Below are 14,671 nucleotides of genomic sequence, written 5' to 3' on the forward strand. Positions count from 1 at the left end.
GGAGCTGATGGCCTATCGGGGACCTGGCCGGCTGCCGGTGGTGTGGTCCTGGAGCGCGGACCGCGCGGCGGACCTCGCCGATCTCACCCCGACGCCGGTCCCGCGGTGTTCAGTTGGCGCCGGCGGGGATGGTGCCGAGGCGGCCGGCCTGGAAGTCCTCCATGGCCTGCTGGAGCTCGCGGTGGCTGTTCATCACGAACGGGCCGTAGTGGGCGACCGGCTCCCGGATCGGCAGCCCGCCGAGCAGGACGACCTCGAAGCCCTCGCTCCGGGAGTCCTGGGCGTCGTCGGCCCGGATGGTGAGGGAGTCGCCCTCGCCGAAGACGACGGCCTGGCCCAGGTGGAACGGGCGCCGCTCGGTGCCCGCCGAACCGCTGCCGGCGAGGCCGTAGGCCAGGCCGTTGAAGTCGGCCCGCCAGGGGAGGGTGACCCGGGCGCCGGGGTTCACGGTGAGGTGGATCATCGTGATGGGCGTGTGGGTGGCGCCGGGGCCCTGGTGGCCCGCGATGTCACCGGCGATGAGGCGGACCAGCGCGCCGCCGTCCTCCGAGGCGAGCAGCTTCACGCTGCCGCCGCGGATGTCCTGGTACTTGGGCGCGATCATCTTGTCCGCGGCGGGCAGGTTCACCCAGAGCTGCAGCCCGTGGAAGAGTCCGCCGGACATCACCAGCGACTCCGGTGGGGTCTCGATGTGCAGCAGGCCGGAGCCGGCCGTCATCCACTGGGTGTCGCCGTCGGTGATGACGCCGCCGCCGCCGTGCGAGTCCTGGTGGATGAAGGTCCCGTCGATGATGTACGTGACCGTCTCGAAGCCGCGGTGCGGGTGCCAGGGGGTCCCCTTCGGCTCGCCGGCCGCGTAGTCCACCTCGCCCATCTGGTCCATCATGATGAACGGGTCCAGGTACTTCTGGTTGATCTTCGCGAAGGCGCGGCGGACCGGGAAGCCCTCGCCCTCGAAGCCGCTGGGGGCGGTCGACACGGCCAGCACGGGACGCGGCCGGGAGTCGGCGGCGGGCGCCGCGATACGCGGCAGAACGAGCGGGTTTTCGACGGTCACGGCTGGCATGTCGGCCTCCTTCGGGGGTTCCTCTTGCCTACGTCCACGAGGTTAGTTCAACTCTCAACAAGAAGCAAGTTGAACATTGAACTATGTCCCGACGGGAGGGCCGGGGTCCGTTGCGCGGGGCCCGCCGGCCGCGGCGGTGGGGCCGGCGGCCGGGCGGGTCGTCAGCCGTACATGCGGCGCATGGTGAAGTCGACCATCTGCTCGACCGCCTTGGCGTCGAACACCATCCGGTGCTCGCCCTCCATGTCCAGCGCGAAGCCGTAGCCGGTCGGCAGCAGGTCGAGCACCTCGGCACCGGTGACGGTGAAGTGCTTCGAGTCCTTGCCGGCGTAGCGGCGCAGCTCCTTCAGCGAGCTGAACATCGGGATCACCGGGGTCGGCGTGTTGTGCAGCGCCAGGAATCCGGGGCGTTCGCCGCGCGGGCAGTGCACCTTGGAGGTGATGAAGATGGCCTGGAAGTCCTCCACCGCCATCGAGCCGGTGGTGAAGGCCCGGACCGCGTCCGCCAGCGACGGCGGGGACGGCTCGGGGTAGAGGGACTGCTGCTGCGCCGCCTGCGGCTGCTCGCCGTACGGGCCGGGGCCGGCGCCGGGCATGCCGTTCATGCCCGGCTGCGGTCCCGCCTGCTGCTGGTAGGGATCACCCGGGTATGCGTTCTGGTCATAGCCGTACACACGGACAGGCTAGCGGGAGCGCACCCGCCCGTGCGGGCGTCGATCCTGACAAGGAGTGGCCGTCCCGCCTTGTGGGACGTGACCACGTTCATAGCGGATTCACGGTCAGGGGCTTGAAACATGTTACCGCTGGGTAGCATCATGATGCCTACTGGTGGGTACGGGGCGCCCGAACGCGGCGGTCTCCCGGAAGCGACGAACCGGAGAAAACGGCGATGGGTCACTACAAGTCCAACCTGCGGGACGTGGAGTTCAACCTCTTCGAGGTGTTCGGCCGCGAGCAGGTCTACGGCACCGGACCGTTCGCGGACATGGACGTCGAGACCGCGAAGAACATCCTGAGCGAGATCACGCGCCTTGCCGAGAATGACCTCGCCGCCTCCTACACCGACACCGACCGCAACCCGCCGGTCTTCGACCCGGAGACGAACACCGCGCCGATCCCGGACACGTTCAAGAAGAGCTACCAGGCCTTCATGGACGCCGAGTGGTGGCGTCTGGGCATCCCGGAGTCCATCGGCGGCCAGGTCACCCCGTCCTCGCTGATCTGGGGCTTCGCCGAGCAGATCCTCGGCTCGAACCCGGCCATCTGGATGTACTCCTCCGGCCCGGCCTTCGCCGGCGTCATCGCCGACGAGGGCACCGAGGAGCAGCTGGAGGTCGCCAAGCGGATGACCGACCGCCTTTGGGGCTCCACCATGGTGCTGACCGAGCCGGACGCCGGTTCGGACGTCGGCGCCGGCCGCACCAAGGCGGTCAAGCAGGAGGACGGCTCCTGGCACATCGAGGGTGTGAAGCGCTTCATCACCTCGGGCGAGCACGACATGTCCGAGAACATCATCCACATGGTGCTGGCCCGCCCCGAGGGCGGCAAGCCGGGCACCAAGGGCCTCGGCCTCTTCATCGTGCCGAAGTACGACTTCGACTGGGAGACCGGCGAGCTCGGCGAGCGCAACGGCGTCTACGCGACCAACGTCGAGCACAAGATGGGCCTCAAGGCCTCGAACACCTGCGAGATGACCTTCGGCGCCAAGCACCCGGCCAAGGGCTGGCTGCTGGGCGAGAAGGTCGACGGCATCCGCCAGATGTTCAAGATCATCGAGTTCGCCCGGATGATGGTCGGCACGAAGGCCATCGCCACCCTCTCCACCGGCTACCTGAACGCGCTGGAGTACGCCAAGGAGCGCGTGCAGGGCGCCGACATCTCGCAGTTCCTGGACAAGACCGCCCCGCGCGTCACCATCACGCACCACCCGGACGTGCGCCGCTCGCTGATGACCCAGAAGGCGTACGCCGAGGGCATGCGCGCGCTGGTCCTGCTCACCGCCTCCACCCAGGACGACGTGCTCGCCGCCCGCCTGCGCGGCGAGAGCGACGAGGCCGCCGAGCGCCTGAACGACCTGCTGCTGCCGATCGTCAAGGGCTACGGCTCGGAGAAGTCCTACGAGCAGCTCGCCCAGTCCCTGCAGACCTTCGGTGGCTCCGGCTACCTGCAGGAGTACCCGATCGAGCAGTACATCCGGGACGCCAAGATCGACACCCTCTACGAGGGCACCACCGCGATCCAGGGCCAGGACTTCTTCTTCCGCAAGATCGTCAAGGACGGCGGCCAGGCGCTCACCGCGCTGTCCGAGCAGATCCAGAAGTTCCTCGGCTCGGCCGCGGGCGGCGACGCCCTGGCCGCCGAGCGCGAGCTGCTCGCCAAGGCCGCCGGCGACCTGGAGGCGATCGTCGGCAAGCTGCTGGCGGACCTCTCCTCGGTCGAGCAGGACGTCAAGAACATGTACAAGGTGGGCCTCAACACCACCCGCCTGCTGATGGTCTCCGGCGACGTCGTGGTCGGCTGGCTGCTGCTGCGCCAGGCCGCGGTGGCCCTGGCCAAGCTGGAGGCCGGCGCCTCGGAGAAGGACGTCGCCTTCTACCAGGGCAAGGTCGCGGCGGCCCGCTTCTTCGCCAAGAACATCCTGCCGACCGTCGGCTCGCAGCGTCTGATCGCCGAGGGCATCGACAACGAGATCATGGACCTGGCGGAGGAGGCGTTCTGACGCCCGCACCCCCGATGACCGCCTGACCCCACCCTCACACCGAAGGGCCCGGTTCCTCGACCGGGCCCTTCGGTGTGCCCGGGCCCGGCCGCCCCGGCGGGCCGCCGCCCCGGTCACGGGCCCGGGATGACGGTCCGCTACCGGGCGCGGTCGCAGGGTGCGCGGGGCCCGGCGCGGCGTCAGTTCACGTTTCTGTCCGCGTTCTGCATCCGTTGGGGGGATCCGAGTGTCCTGTCCGTGTACGGGCATATGCTCAAGGTGCGAAGCCGACCCCCCATCCGGCTTCAGCCCTCCCTCGACTCAGGAGCAGCATGTCGACCGCCGCCCGTCAGGCTTTCTTCGACCGGACGCACACCGATGATCTGATTGCCTTCCTCGGTACCTCACCGTCGCCCTACCACGCGGTCGCCAGCGCCGCCGAGCGGCTGGAGAAGGCGGGATTCCGGCAGGTGGCCGAGACGGACGCCTGGGACGCGACGGCCGGGGGCCGCTACGTGATCCGGGGCGGCGCGCTGATCGCCTGGTACGTGCCGCAGGGCGCCGGTCCGCAGACGCCGTTCCGCGTCGTGGGCACCCACACCGACTCCCCGAACCTGCGGGTGAAGCCGGTGCCGGACACCGGGTCGGCGGGCTGGCGACAGGTCGCGGTGGAGATCTACGGCGGCGTGCCGCTGAACACCTGGCTCGACCGGGACCTCGGCCTCTCCGGGCGCCTCGCGCTGCGGGACGGCAGCTCGCGGCTGGTGCAGCTGGACGAGCCGCTGCTGCGCGTGCCGCAGCTGGCGATCCACCTGGACCGCCAGGTCAACGAGGGGATGAAGCTCGACAAGCAGCGCCACCTGACCCCGATCTGGGGCCTCGGCCCGGTCGACGAGGGTTCGCTGATCGACTACGTCGCCCAGCGCGCGGGGGTGGACGCCGCCGAGGTGGCCGGCTGGGACCTCATGACGCACGACGTGCAGCCCGCCAGCTACCTGGGCCGGGACCGCGAGCTGCTGGCCGGACCGCGCCTGGACAACCTGCTCTCGGTGCACGCGGCCACCGCCGCGCTGGCCGCCGTGGCCGGCGACGACCTGCCGTACATCCCGGTGCTGGCCGCCTTCGACCACGAGGAGACCGGCAGCGAGTCGGACACCGGCGCGCAGAGCCCGCTGCTCGGCAACGTGCTGGAGCGCAGCGTCTACGCGCGCGGCGGCAGCCCGGAGGACCGCGCGCGGGCGCTGGCCGGCACCGTCTGCCTCTCCTCCGACATGGGCCACGCCGTCCACCCGAACTACAGCGAGCGGCACGAGCCGGGGCACCACCCGATGCCCAACGGCGGACCGATCCTGAAGGTCAACGTCAACAACCGGTACGCGACCGACGGTATCGGCCGGGCGGTCTTCGCGGCGGCCTGCGAGAAGGCCGGCGTGCCGTGGCAGACCTTCGTCTCCAACAACGCCATGCCCTGCGGTACGACGATCGGCCCGATCACCGCGGCGCGGCTCGGGATCAGCACGGTGGACTGCGGCATCGCGGCCCTGTCCATGCACTCGGCGCGCGAGCTGTGCGGGGCGGACGACCCGTTCCTGCTGGCGTCCGCGATCAAGGCCTTCCTGGAGGGCTGAGCACGCCCCGGGGGTCCACGGACCCCGACGCCGAAGGGCCCGGCCGGGTGGCCGGGCCCTTCGGCGTTCCCTGGCGTCGCCCGGAACGCGGCTACTCCATCCCGGCGAGCACCAGGGGCAGCCGGCGCGTGCCGTCCGCCGTCAGCTTCACCGGCACGCCCCAGTCCTGCTGGTGGACGTGGCAGGACGGGAACTCGATCTCCGGGTCGTCGTCGCAGGAGGCGGCCATCGCCGAGACGTGCAGCACGCCCTCGGCCACCTGGTCGGAGAGCACCAGCTCGCGGGAGAGCGCGGAGTCCGCGCCCGCGCCGGAGACCAGCAGCTCGGGCGGCGTGGAGCTGACCAGCAGCCGGGTGGACGGGCCGTAGCGCTCGTCCAGCTTCTGGCCGGTGGGCGCCGAGAAGACCACGTCCAGCTGGAACGCGCCGGCGGCGACCTCGGTGGCGGCCCGCTGGGTGCGGTGCGCCACCGACTCGACCCGGACGGCCTCCTCGGGCAGCCGCAGCCGGGTGAGCCGGTGCCGGGCGGACTCGATCACCACGATGTCGTCGTCGACCAGCACCGCGCCGGAGGGCTCGCGCAGGTCGGTGGCGAGCGTGGTCACCTCGCCGCCGGCCGGGTCGAAGCGGCGCAGCGCGTGGTTGTAGGTGTCGCTGACGGCCACCGAGCCGTCGGGCAGCACGGTGACGCCCAGCGGGTGCTGGAGCAGCGCCTGCCCCGCCTCGCCGTCGCGGTGCCCGAAGTCGAAGAGGCCGGTGCCGACGGCGGTCTCGACCGCCTTCGTTTCACGTGAAACCGAACGCAGCGCCGAGGTCTCCGAGTCGGCCACCCAGAGCCGCTCGCCGTCCGCCGAGACCGCCAGGCCGGACGGCTGGGCGAACCAGGCCTCGGCGGCGGGGCCGTCGACCAGGCCCTCGTTGGTGGTGCCGGCCGCGACCCGGACGGTGCCGGCCGCCGGGTCGTACGCCCAGAGCTGGTGGACGCCGGCCATGGCGATCCAGACCTCGCCGTCGAACCAGGCGACGTCCCACGGCGAGGAGAGGTCGACCTCGCGGGCCGGGCCCTCGGTGGCCGAGCCCTGCCACCACTGCCGGCCGGTGCCGGCCAGGGTGTCGACGCTGCCGTCGGCCAGCCGGACGCCGCGCAGCGCGTGGTTCACGGTGTCGGCCACGATCACGTCGTAGGCCGAGCCCTCGGGGAGCAGGGCGAGGCCCTGCGGCTCGCTGAACCGGGGGGAGGTGCCGTCGACCAGGCCGCGCACGCCGTCCCCGATCCGGCGGACGACGCTCTCGCCGTCCTCGGCCAGCTCGACCAGCGAGTGGTGCCCGGAGTCGGCGACCAGGAAGTGCCCGTTCGGCAGCCGGACGGCCTTGCCGGGGAACTTGAGGTCCCCCGCGGTGGGCTCCGGCGCCACGTACGGACCGTCGCCGCGGCGCAGCGTGCCCTTGGCGGCGTGCTCCTCCTCCAGCTCCTCCACCAGCCGGGCGATGGCGTGCGCGTGCCCCTCACCGGCGTGCTGGGCGACCACGTACCCCTCGGGGTCGATCACCACCAGCGTCGGCCAGGCGCGCACCGCGTACTGCTTCCAGGTGGCGAGCGCCGGGTCGTCCAGCACCGGGTGGTGCACCTCGTACCGGGCGACGGCGTCGACCACGGCCTGGTGGTCGGCCTCGTGCACGAACTTGGGCGAGTGCACGCCGACGATCACCACGGTGTCGCGGTGCTTCTCCTCCAGCTCACGGAGCTCGTCCAGGACGTGCAGACAGTTGATGCAGCAGAAGGTCCAGAAGTCTAGTACGACACACTTACCTCGCAGGTCGGCAAGCTTGAGTTCCTTGCCGCCTGTGTTGAGCCATCCACCGGCGCCGACCAGCTCGGGGGCGCGGACACGTGCACGAGAAGCCATGTCCTCATCCAACCGCATGGTCGGTGGAGCCATTCCATCCAGCGGTCGACGTTGGCGTGACCAAGGACGGAAGGACAGCGCGCTGCCAGAGATCTCTGCCCCCTTGATCGGCCGCAAAGTTCTGCATCCACCACACGCCTTGCCGGGCGCGTCGCTAAGGTTTTTCTCCTTGGGTATGCCGTGGCGACCGATAGTTCTCGAAGGGGACTCATGCCGGACGACAGGGACGAAACCGGCGACGGACAGGCAGAGGAGAGGCGCGGCCCGTTCGAGTTCACTGGTGGCACTGTCCATGGGGCGATCGTGCAAGGGGCCAGTGTTCAGAACGTATTCATCGGCAACGCCTCGACCACCACGCAGTCGACGACGGTTGAGGATCCCAGAGAGAGGTTTCTCGCCTCTTTCAGGGAGCAGGCACTCACGCAAGCCGGCAATACCTTCCGGCTGAGCATGTTCTTCGTGTCGGCGGGATCGGTCATCTTGCTATGCGGCGCAGCTCTCGTCCTGTTCCGCCACGGCTCAGCTGCCAGCAGCACCGCAGGACTGATGACGGGCCTGAGCGGAGTATTGATCAGTACGTGTGGTGGTGCCTTCGCGCTGCACGCAAACCGGGCACGCAGGCATCTGACTGCGCAGGCAGATCGTGTCAGCGAGGAACTTCGCTCGGATCACACCTTTCAGCAGTCGCTCGACCTCATCGATCGAGTCGAAGATCCGGCGCTGAGGGATCGGCTCAGGTCCATCACGGCGATGCGGGCCCTGGGGCTGGCCCCGACGCCCGAAGATGCGGCGAATCGAGTACTTCCCGTCCATGACAGCAGGAACCCAGAGATCGAACCGAAGCCACCTGCAGAGTAAGGCTGGTCACCTCTGCCGGGAAGGCTTGGGTCGCCGGTCTAGCCGAGGTAGGGAGAAGTCCGCTGCTCCAGGAAGTGCCGGAGCCGGAGGTGCTGGGTGTGGTGCATCGGCAGGTCTGCGATCTCCTCGGGGAGGACGAAGCGGAGATCGGTGGACTCGTCGGAGATGCGCAGCGCGCCGCCCGTCACGCGGGCGGTGAAGCAGACGTTGAACTGCTGCCTCACCTCGCCGTCCGAGTAGGCGATGACGTGACGCGGGTCGGTGTACGTGCCGACCAGGCCGGTGATCTCGACTTCCAGGCCGGTCTCCTCGAAGACCTCCCGCACGGCCGTGCCCGGCAGCGACTCGCCGAGATCCATCGTCCCGCCGGGCAGGGCGTACAGGCCGTTGTCGACCCGTCGCTGGAGCAGGATGCGCCCGGCCTCGTCCGTCACGACGGCGGACGCTGCGACCACCAGTCGGTTGGGCTTGGGGGCGTCGGGATCGTCGTAGTACTCGGTGCGTGCCACGGATCAGCTCTCCTCGACCGGTCGGGCGGTGCTCCACACCGCATCGAAGCTCGAAGCGTAGGTGTCGAAGAGTGTTCCCGCACCTGTCCGTCGAAGGTGCCAGACGGGCGCTCCGAAGGCGTTCACGCCCCACACGTGGGCGTTCACCAACAACTGGTCATCGGCCCGGCAGAGGCTGTTGTAGAGCGTGGTGCCGTGCGTGCGGATCTCGATGCCGGGCGTGCAGAGGAGCGGCCGGTAGTGCATGATAGCCAGCCTGCACCGGGACTCGATGCCGTGACCGAACCTCTCCTCCTCCCCGCGCTGCCTCACGTTCTCGCTCGCGGGGTCGCCGATGGCGATCCGGACCGTACAGCCCTCGGCGGCGCGCTCCCGGAGCAGATCGTTGAGCCGTGGGTAGGCCTCGTGGAGGAAGACAGCGGCGTAGACCAGCACGTCGATGTGCTCGGTGGCCTTCTCCAGCAAGTTCACGATGGCGGATACCGGTAGGTCGGCCCGCTGCTCGTACAGGGCCACCAGTTCGGGGCTTATCGCCCGCGCGGCACGTGGCTGCCGCAGACTCGGCCACAGAGCGAACATGTCTTCTCCCAGCGCTTCGGCAGCCGCACGGGCCGTCCCCAATCGGGGCGTACGGTTCTGATTGGCCCAACGCTCGACGGATTTGGTGTCGACGCCGGCCTTGTTCGCCAGGGCGGCGCACGTCCAACCACCCGCCGCCATAACGGCTTTCAGTCTCTCGTTCGGCATCTCGCGTGTCTCCCCGCAAAGCCCGGACTCTTGTAGGGACGTTGTACCGCGTGAGGGACGTTCTGAAGTGTCCTTTGCGCGAGGTTTCACCGTCCCGGGCGCTGTCAGATCTTGGTGACAACTCGGCGGAGGAAGACCAATGACGGCGAAGAACCGGAGTGCGCAGATGTCCCCCGAACGCAGGGCGGTGCGTCGCAGGACGTTGGCGTCGTTCAACCGTGTCAGCGACCACGACACCGGGATGTCGGCCTGGGCGGTCACCCGAGCGCTGCCCGAGTGCCAGGGCACGACGGTGCCCTGTGACGGGAGTTAGCCACATGTCGATCGTCGGACGCATCCTGCCGATCACGACCGAGACCGCCCCGGACGCCGGCCAGTGCCCCGGGTGCGGCCTCTTCGACGGCATGGAGGCGCAGTACCCGGACATGCCCACGATCCTGCGCAAGGTCGCCAAGTGGCGTGCCCAGCACGTGGACGACGGGGAGTGCCTGGCGGTGCGCCATGGCGGATGAGAGCCCCGCAGGCCCCCACGGAAGGCCCTTGTGAGGATGCTGCGCCCGTGGACCCGTTCGGCTGGATGAGGTCCCACCCGTCCCCCCCATCGCGGCCCACCGCGCTCCGACCGGTCCTGTCTCCGGAGGAGTTCAGCGACGCCCCGTTGACGCCCGAGGAGCGCGACCGGCGGGCAGATCTGCTCACCAGACTGCGAGAAGCCAACCACCCGTGGCGCTAACGTGCCTCGCGGACTCGCCTTCAGTGCACCGAGCACCCCGTTAGCGACCGTTAGAGGTGCCTTCGCGACCCCGTTTCTCTACAGCTCTTGATCTGAAGTCTCTTGCATAGGCGGCTAGTTGATCACCGTGGGGCAGGAAATCGGCTGCGTACCCAGGACGCGTGTTTCGAGCTGGGGCCGGGATCGCCAGCGGCCACAGATCGTGAACTCTCACAGCGCCCTGCCCGAGGCTCCCAGGACGGCAAACAGCCGCCTACCCGCAGCGGGCAGACGGCTCTCACGACGGACGCGGCGGCTACGACTCGGCGTCCTCCAGGTGCCGGTACAGGGTCGCCCGGCTGACCCCGAGCGCCTTCGCGATGCTGCTCACACTCTGGCTGAGGTGGCGGGCGACTCGTGCGGGCGCCTTGGGAGCAGCCACCTTCCCCAGACTCGTACGGCTTGTGAGAACCAGCACCTCAGCGGTCGGCGGGATGCGTCGTCGGGGTCATCCCCCTCCCCCATGGTCCCGGAGTGGCCAAAGTGCCCGACTAACCCCTTATTTCTAAACCTCTTAACACGAGTAAGAAGAAACCTGGAGAGCCCCAAAGTTTCGGCACTTTCGCCCCCTGGCGCTACGAGGAGTGACGACGATGGAGGAGTCATGACGTACCGTGACGACTCCCGCGTTTGTTTCTCTCTATGCGCTGCGGCTCTGGCTGTCTGGAGCGCAAGCCCTTCCAGTGGTGGTTTGGTGTTTGGGACGTCGATCCTGGCTTCCCTTAGAAATCTCTATGGTGAGTTGAGAAGAGGCGTCAAAACACCAAGCCACCATCGGCCCCGCTGTGGCGGTGGAGACTATTCCTTGATCTCGGCCCACTTGATGCGGACCCGCTGCTCCGGGATGAAGCGCTTCCCGCGTTCGCCCTTGCTGATGAACACGCCGTCTATGGCCAGGGACAGGCGGTCCCGCTTCTCATCCCGCGTCGAAGCCTCCCAAGCCGGGTACAGCAATTCGCTGTCCAGCATCGGAGTGATGTCGACGGCGGGGAGTGGGATGTTGGCGAGGTCGGCGCGCAGGCCGTCGATGCGGCTCTGGAGCCGGGTGGCGAGACGTTCGTATCGGTCGAGAGCACCAGGGCGGTCGAACTCGCGACGGACGTAGCGTGCTTCTTCGAGGTCGGCCAACCGGGCTTCCTGATCGGTGATCTCGTCGGCTACGGCGTCTCGCTTGGCGAAGGTCTCGGGGTCAGTTCGTTTCACCCATCGGTCAGCGATGGTCACCAACAGCGGGTCGTCCAACTCCAGAGCGGGGAGCAGCGACAGGAAGCGCTCGGACACGTACGCGTCCACCCGGTCGGCCATGGCACTGGCGCCGGGGCACTGGTTGCCCGCCCGGCGGGCCATGCACTGGTAGCTGTTGCCTACCTTGTGCATCCGGCGACCGCACCCTGGCACGTCGCAGAACACCAGACTGGTGAGCAGCGCCGTGCCGTTCGGCTTCGGCATCCGCTTGCCCGCGTGGACACGGGTCCGGGATTCGAGCTGCCGGATGATCCGCTCGCGCTCGCCGACCGTGACGATCCCCTCGCCGATGTTGACCGTGTCCAGCGTTTCGGGGTCTCGGTAGGGGAACACACGGCTGGTGAACTTCCGGCTGCCGTCCTCGGCTTCGATGGTTTCGGTCTCGGGCATGAGTCCGGCGAAGGCAGGCGACTTGACCAGGTTCATGATGCTCGCGGCGTTCCACTGGCCACCCCGCGCTGAGGGGATGTCGTACTCGTTGAGCAGCCGGGCGATCTGTACGAGGGACTTGCCGGCCAGCGCGTCATCCGCGATGAGGCGGGCGTAGACGGCCGTCTCGGGGTCGTGCGTCAGCTTCTTCGTGGTCGGGTCGACCAGCAGCCCGTATGGGGGCTGTCCGCCGATCCACTGGCCCTGTCGACGCAGGTGCCGCTTTGCGTGGGCCACGCGGGTGCCGAGGTTCTTCGACTCGGACCGGGCGAGTTCGGCGAGCATGGCGACGACCATGCGGGCCGAGTCGTTCGAGGTGTCGAGGCCGTCTACGACGGACACGAGACGGCCGCCGGCCTTCTCGATGTCGTCCAGGACCTTGCCGACCTGGCCGATGCCCTTGCGGGACAGCCGGTCCAGCTTCCACACGATCAGTGTCCCGACGACGCCCGCCGTGACGGAGGCAAGGGCGGAGTCGAACCCCTTGCGCTCGACGTCCTTGAAGCCGGAGCGTCCCCGGTCGATGTGGACCTTGCGGACGGTCAGCCCGTTGCGTTCGGCCCATGCTCGGCAGTCGGCTTCCTGCCGTTCGATCGCCGTCTTGCCGTCCCGGTCCAAGGACAGCCGTAGGTACAGGTCACACAGCGTGTGGTGGTGCATGCACGCCCCCTCTGGAGATCCCTACATTGTGTAGGACTTCCAGAAGTCCAGGACGGTGATCTTGCCCCGGAAGTCGGCGAGGGTGAGGTCCTTGCCGCCGGTGTTCAGCCAACCGCCTGCCCCGACCAGCTCGGGGGCGCGTACACGTGCACGAGATGCCATACCCCCATCAAACCGCACGTGGGGTGCTCCTCATTCCGGCGGTCGGCGGGGGATTGCGCCCGGCCGCCGGGGGCTTCCGGCGGGTGGTCACTCCGGGCGGGTGGTCACTCCGGGCGGGGGCTGCCGGCGAGGGCGGGGGTGGCCGGGAGGTCGGCGGTGGCGTCGGGGGCGACGGCCGGGGTGGGCACGGTGGGGCGGGCCCGTCGGGAGACGGTGTCGCACCAGGTGATCAGACGGCGGCCGGCCTCGATCATCGGTGTCTCCAGGCGGCGGTGCAGCAGGTCGGCGGCGGCCAGCGCGACCAGGCAGACGGCGGCGGCGAACGTCGGGGTGCCGCCGGGCAGCCACGGGGCCAGGGCGGCGGTGAGGCTGACGGCCGAGGCCTGGAGCAGGTAGAGGCCGTAGGAGCGCTCGCCGACGAAGACCAGCGGGCGCAGCGAGAGCAGCAGGCGGCCCGGGCCGGGGCCGAGCAGGGTGGGCAGCAGGAGGGCGACGCCGAGGCCGAAGAGGAAGATGGTGGGCTGCTCGCTGCCGAAGTGGTCGGTCAGGTCCGGCAGGTGGGCGTGCAGGACGAGGAAGCCGGCCCCGGCCACCGCGCCGATCACCGGGTGGGTCAGCGGGCTGAGCAGGGCGAAGCCGCGGCGGCTGTGCAGCACGACGGCGAGCAGCGCGCCGATCAGCAGCACCGAGTAGTGCAGGCCCATGCCCTTCCAGGTCTCGTTGTACGGCACCAGGACGAGGGCGATCGCGGCCACGGCGAGCGGGATGCGGAGCCGGTCGGAGATCAGGCCGACCAGGATCAGCGCGAGCGGCCAGACCAGGTAGAACTTCTGCTCGATGCCGATGGTCCAGGTGTGCAGGTACGGGGTGTCGCCGGCGAGGTGGTACTCGTTCATGAAGCCGAGGTAGTTCGGCAGGTGGTCCATCAGCACCGCCCAGCCGTGGCCGGAGCGGTAGACGGCGACCATGGTGATCAGCAGCCCCAGGTAGTACAGCGGCACGATCCGGAACACCCGCCGGATGTAGAAGTTCCGCAGCGATATGCGCCCGGTCCGGTCCCGTTCCCGGAGCATCAGGGTGGTGATGAGGAAGCCGGAGAGGACGAAGAAGGCGTGCACCCCGATCCAGCCGGAGAGGAACCGGGACTGCGGGCCGCCGTAGTGGAAGAAGACGACGATCACGGCGGCGACGGCGCGCAGTCCGTCCAGCGCGTCGAACCGCCGCATCGCGAGGAATTCGGCATGGGTCAGTCGGCGCATGGGGAGTCTCCGGGCGGGCGTCGTCGCCGGGGCACCCGTGCGGGCACCCCGGTCGGGGCAGCGATATCATGGCCGACCGTGGCCGTTCTTGACCATCCGGTGGTGGAGTGTGACGGTTCGGTGTGCCCGGAGCCGGCTCGGGACCGGACCGCGCTCGGGAGTGGATCCGCTCAGGACCGGGCCGTGCTCAGGACCGCGGCGCCGAGCGCCAGCGGACCTCGCCGTCCTGCCGCTCGTCGGTGGGGCGCAGGCCGAGCGCCCGGGCGACGGCGGCGGAGGCCCGGTGGTCGGGGTGGACGTGGGCGAGGACGGTGGTGACGCCGGACGCCCGGAGGTGGTCGAGCAGGGCGCGCGCCGCCTCGGTGGCGAGGCCGCGCCCCTGCCAGGGGGTGCCCAGGACCCAGGCGATCTCGGCGGTGTCCGGGCCGATGGTGGCCTGGACGTAGCCGGCCAGCCGGCCGTCGGCGCGCAGCCGGAGCGCCCAGTTGCCCCATGCCTCGGCGGGATCGGGAGAGCCTGCCGCGAGCCGGGCGTAGCGGGCCCGCAGGGCGTCGGCGGTGGCCGGTCCGCCGCCGGTGAAGGTGTAGAGGTCCGGGTCGGCGAGGGCGGCGGCCATCCCCTCGGCGTGCTCGGGGCCGATCGGCAGCAGGTCCAGGCGCTCGGTACGCAGGACGGCGGAGGTGGCGGAGGTGGCGGCGGTGACGGCGGTGACGGCGGTGTCGTCGGTAACGG

At 69.7% G+C, this 14,671-nt stretch carries 14 protein-coding genes; 4 read left to right on the forward strand and 10 right to left on the reverse strand.

Annotated features, from left to right (window positions below):
• Positions 1-109 precede the first annotated feature (109 nt).
• The gene (locus ABZ497_RS15815; RefSeq protein WP_359805476.1) at positions 110-1,066 is read right to left on the reverse strand and encodes a pirin family protein; all 957 of its coding nucleotides are present in this window, start codon (positions 1,064-1,066) and stop codon (positions 110-112) included.
• Positions 1,067-1,227: 161 nt separating this feature from the next.
• Positions 1,228-1,740 (reverse strand): SseB family protein, encoded by a 513-nt coding sequence (locus ABZ497_RS15820; RefSeq protein ID WP_329488978.1) that lies wholly within the window; start codon positions 1,738-1,740, stop codon positions 1,228-1,230.
• 215 nt (positions 1,741-1,955) lie between these two features.
• Here ABZ497_RS15820 and ABZ497_RS15825 point away from each other — a divergent pair, with 215 nt between their 5' ends.
• Together ABZ497_RS15825 and ABZ497_RS15830 are read left to right on the forward strand one after the other, a co-directional pair.
• Positions 1,956-3,785: an acyl-CoA dehydrogenase gene (locus tag ABZ497_RS15825; protein WP_359805478.1), complete on the forward strand. Its 1,830-nt coding sequence runs from the start codon at positions 1,956-1,958 to the stop codon at positions 3,783-3,785.
• 311 nt (positions 3,786-4,096) lie between these two features.
• Positions 4,097-5,392 carry a M18 family aminopeptidase gene (locus ABZ497_RS15830; RefSeq protein ID WP_352291224.1) on the forward strand — a complete coding sequence of 432 codons (1,296 nt, stop codon included), beginning with the start codon at positions 4,097-4,099 and terminating at the stop codon, positions 5,390-5,392.
• A 91-nt stretch (positions 5,393-5,483) separates the two neighbouring features.
• On the opposite strand, the gene ABZ497_RS15835 is transcribed toward ABZ497_RS15830, so the two are convergent.
• On the reverse strand, positions 5,484-7,298 hold the full coding sequence (locus tag ABZ497_RS15835; protein ID WP_359805479.1) for an NHL domain-containing thioredoxin family protein: 1,815 nt from the start codon (positions 7,296-7,298) through the stop codon (positions 5,484-5,486).
• Between the two features lie 210 nt (positions 7,299-7,508).
• Between ABZ497_RS15835 and ABZ497_RS15840 the strand changes: the two genes are divergently transcribed.
• Complete coding sequence (locus ABZ497_RS15840) at positions 7,509-8,156, forward strand: hypothetical protein (protein ID WP_359805480.1); 648 nt, start codon at positions 7,509-7,511, stop codon at positions 8,154-8,156.
• 38 nt (positions 8,157-8,194) lie between these two features.
• Here the strand turns inward: ABZ497_RS15840 and ABZ497_RS15845 are convergent, their stop codons facing one another.
• Together ABZ497_RS15845 and ABZ497_RS15850 are read right to left on the reverse strand one after the other, a co-directional pair.
• Complete coding sequence (locus ABZ497_RS15845) at positions 8,195-8,665, reverse strand: NUDIX domain-containing protein (protein ID WP_359805481.1); 471 nt, start codon at positions 8,663-8,665, stop codon at positions 8,195-8,197.
• A 3-nt stretch (positions 8,666-8,668) separates the two neighbouring features.
• Positions 8,669-9,412, reverse strand: coding sequence for an XRE family transcriptional regulator (locus tag ABZ497_RS15850; protein WP_359805482.1), 744 nt, complete (start codon positions 9,410-9,412; stop codon positions 8,669-8,671).
• 317 nt (positions 9,413-9,729) lie between these two features.
• Between ABZ497_RS15850 and ABZ497_RS15855 the strand changes: the two genes are divergently transcribed.
• Entirely contained in the window at positions 9,730-9,924 is a 195-nt protein-coding gene (locus ABZ497_RS15855) for a hypothetical protein (protein WP_359805483.1), read from the forward strand.
• A gap of 516 nt (positions 9,925-10,440) precedes the next feature.
• On the opposite strand, the gene ABZ497_RS15860 is transcribed toward ABZ497_RS15855, so the two are convergent.
• From ABZ497_RS15860 to ABZ497_RS15880, 5 genes are all read right to left on the reverse strand, one after another.
• Positions 10,441-10,566, reverse strand: a complete 126-nt coding sequence (locus ABZ497_RS15860) for a helix-turn-helix domain-containing protein (protein ID WP_359805484.1) — start codon at positions 10,564-10,566, stop codon at positions 10,441-10,443.
• 416 nt (positions 10,567-10,982) lie between these two features.
• Positions 10,983-12,518, reverse strand: coding sequence for a recombinase family protein (locus tag ABZ497_RS15865; protein WP_359805485.1), 1,536 nt, complete (start codon positions 12,516-12,518; stop codon positions 10,983-10,985).
• A gap of 21 nt (positions 12,519-12,539) precedes the next feature.
• Positions 12,540-12,680 (reverse strand): hypothetical protein, encoded by a 141-nt coding sequence (locus ABZ497_RS15870; RefSeq protein WP_157846567.1) that lies wholly within the window; start codon positions 12,678-12,680, stop codon positions 12,540-12,542.
• Between the two features lie 104 nt (positions 12,681-12,784).
• On the reverse strand, positions 12,785-13,939 hold the full coding sequence (locus tag ABZ497_RS15875) for an acyltransferase (protein ID WP_359805486.1): 1,155 nt from the start codon (positions 13,937-13,939) through the stop codon (positions 12,785-12,787).
• 187 nt (positions 13,940-14,126) lie between these two features.
• Entirely contained in the window at positions 14,127-14,609 is a 483-nt protein-coding gene (locus ABZ497_RS15880) for a GNAT family N-acetyltransferase (protein WP_359805768.1), read from the reverse strand.
• Between the last annotated feature and the right edge of the window lie 62 nt (positions 14,610-14,671).

The organism is Kitasatospora sp. NPDC005751 (assembly GCF_040630835.1).
In the GTDB taxonomy this organism is placed as follows: Bacteria; Actinomycetota; Actinomycetes; order Streptomycetales; family Streptomycetaceae; genus Kitasatospora.

Excerpts from the sequence above, each read along its gene's own strand:
- ABZ497_RS15825 (WP_359805478.1), top strand. The coding sequence starts at position 1,956 with ATGGGTCACTACAAGTCCAACCTGCGGGACGTGGAGTTCAACCTCTTC.
- ABZ497_RS15850 (WP_359805482.1), bottom strand. The coding sequence starts at position 9,412 with ATGCCGAACGAGAGACTGAAAGCCGTTATGGCGGCGGGTGGTTGGACG.
- ABZ497_RS15840 (WP_359805480.1), top strand. The coding sequence starts at position 7,509 with ATGCCGGACGACAGGGACGAAACCGGCGACGGACAGGCAGAGGAGAGG.
- ABZ497_RS15865 (WP_359805485.1), bottom strand. The coding sequence starts at position 12,518 with ATGCACCACCACACGCTGTGTGACCTGTACCTACGGCTGTCCTTGGAC.
- ABZ497_RS15855 (WP_359805483.1), top strand. The coding sequence starts at position 9,730 with ATGTCGATCGTCGGACGCATCCTGCCGATCACGACCGAGACCGCCCCG.
- ABZ497_RS15835 (WP_359805479.1), bottom strand. The coding sequence starts at position 7,298 with ATGGCTTCTCGTGCACGTGTCCGCGCCCCCGAGCTGGTCGGCGCCGGT.
- ABZ497_RS15875 (WP_359805486.1), bottom strand. The coding sequence starts at position 13,939 with ATGCGCCGACTGACCCATGCCGAATTCCTCGCGATGCGGCGGTTCGAC.
- ABZ497_RS15815 (WP_359805476.1), bottom strand. The coding sequence starts at position 1,066 with ATGCCAGCCGTGACCGTCGAAAACCCGCTCGTTCTGCCGCGTATCGCG.
- ABZ497_RS15870 (WP_157846567.1), bottom strand. The coding sequence starts at position 12,680 with ATGGCATCTCGTGCACGTGTACGCGCCCCCGAGCTGGTCGGGGCAGGC.
- ABZ497_RS15830 (WP_352291224.1), top strand. The coding sequence starts at position 4,097 with ATGTCGACCGCCGCCCGTCAGGCTTTCTTCGACCGGACGCACACCGAT.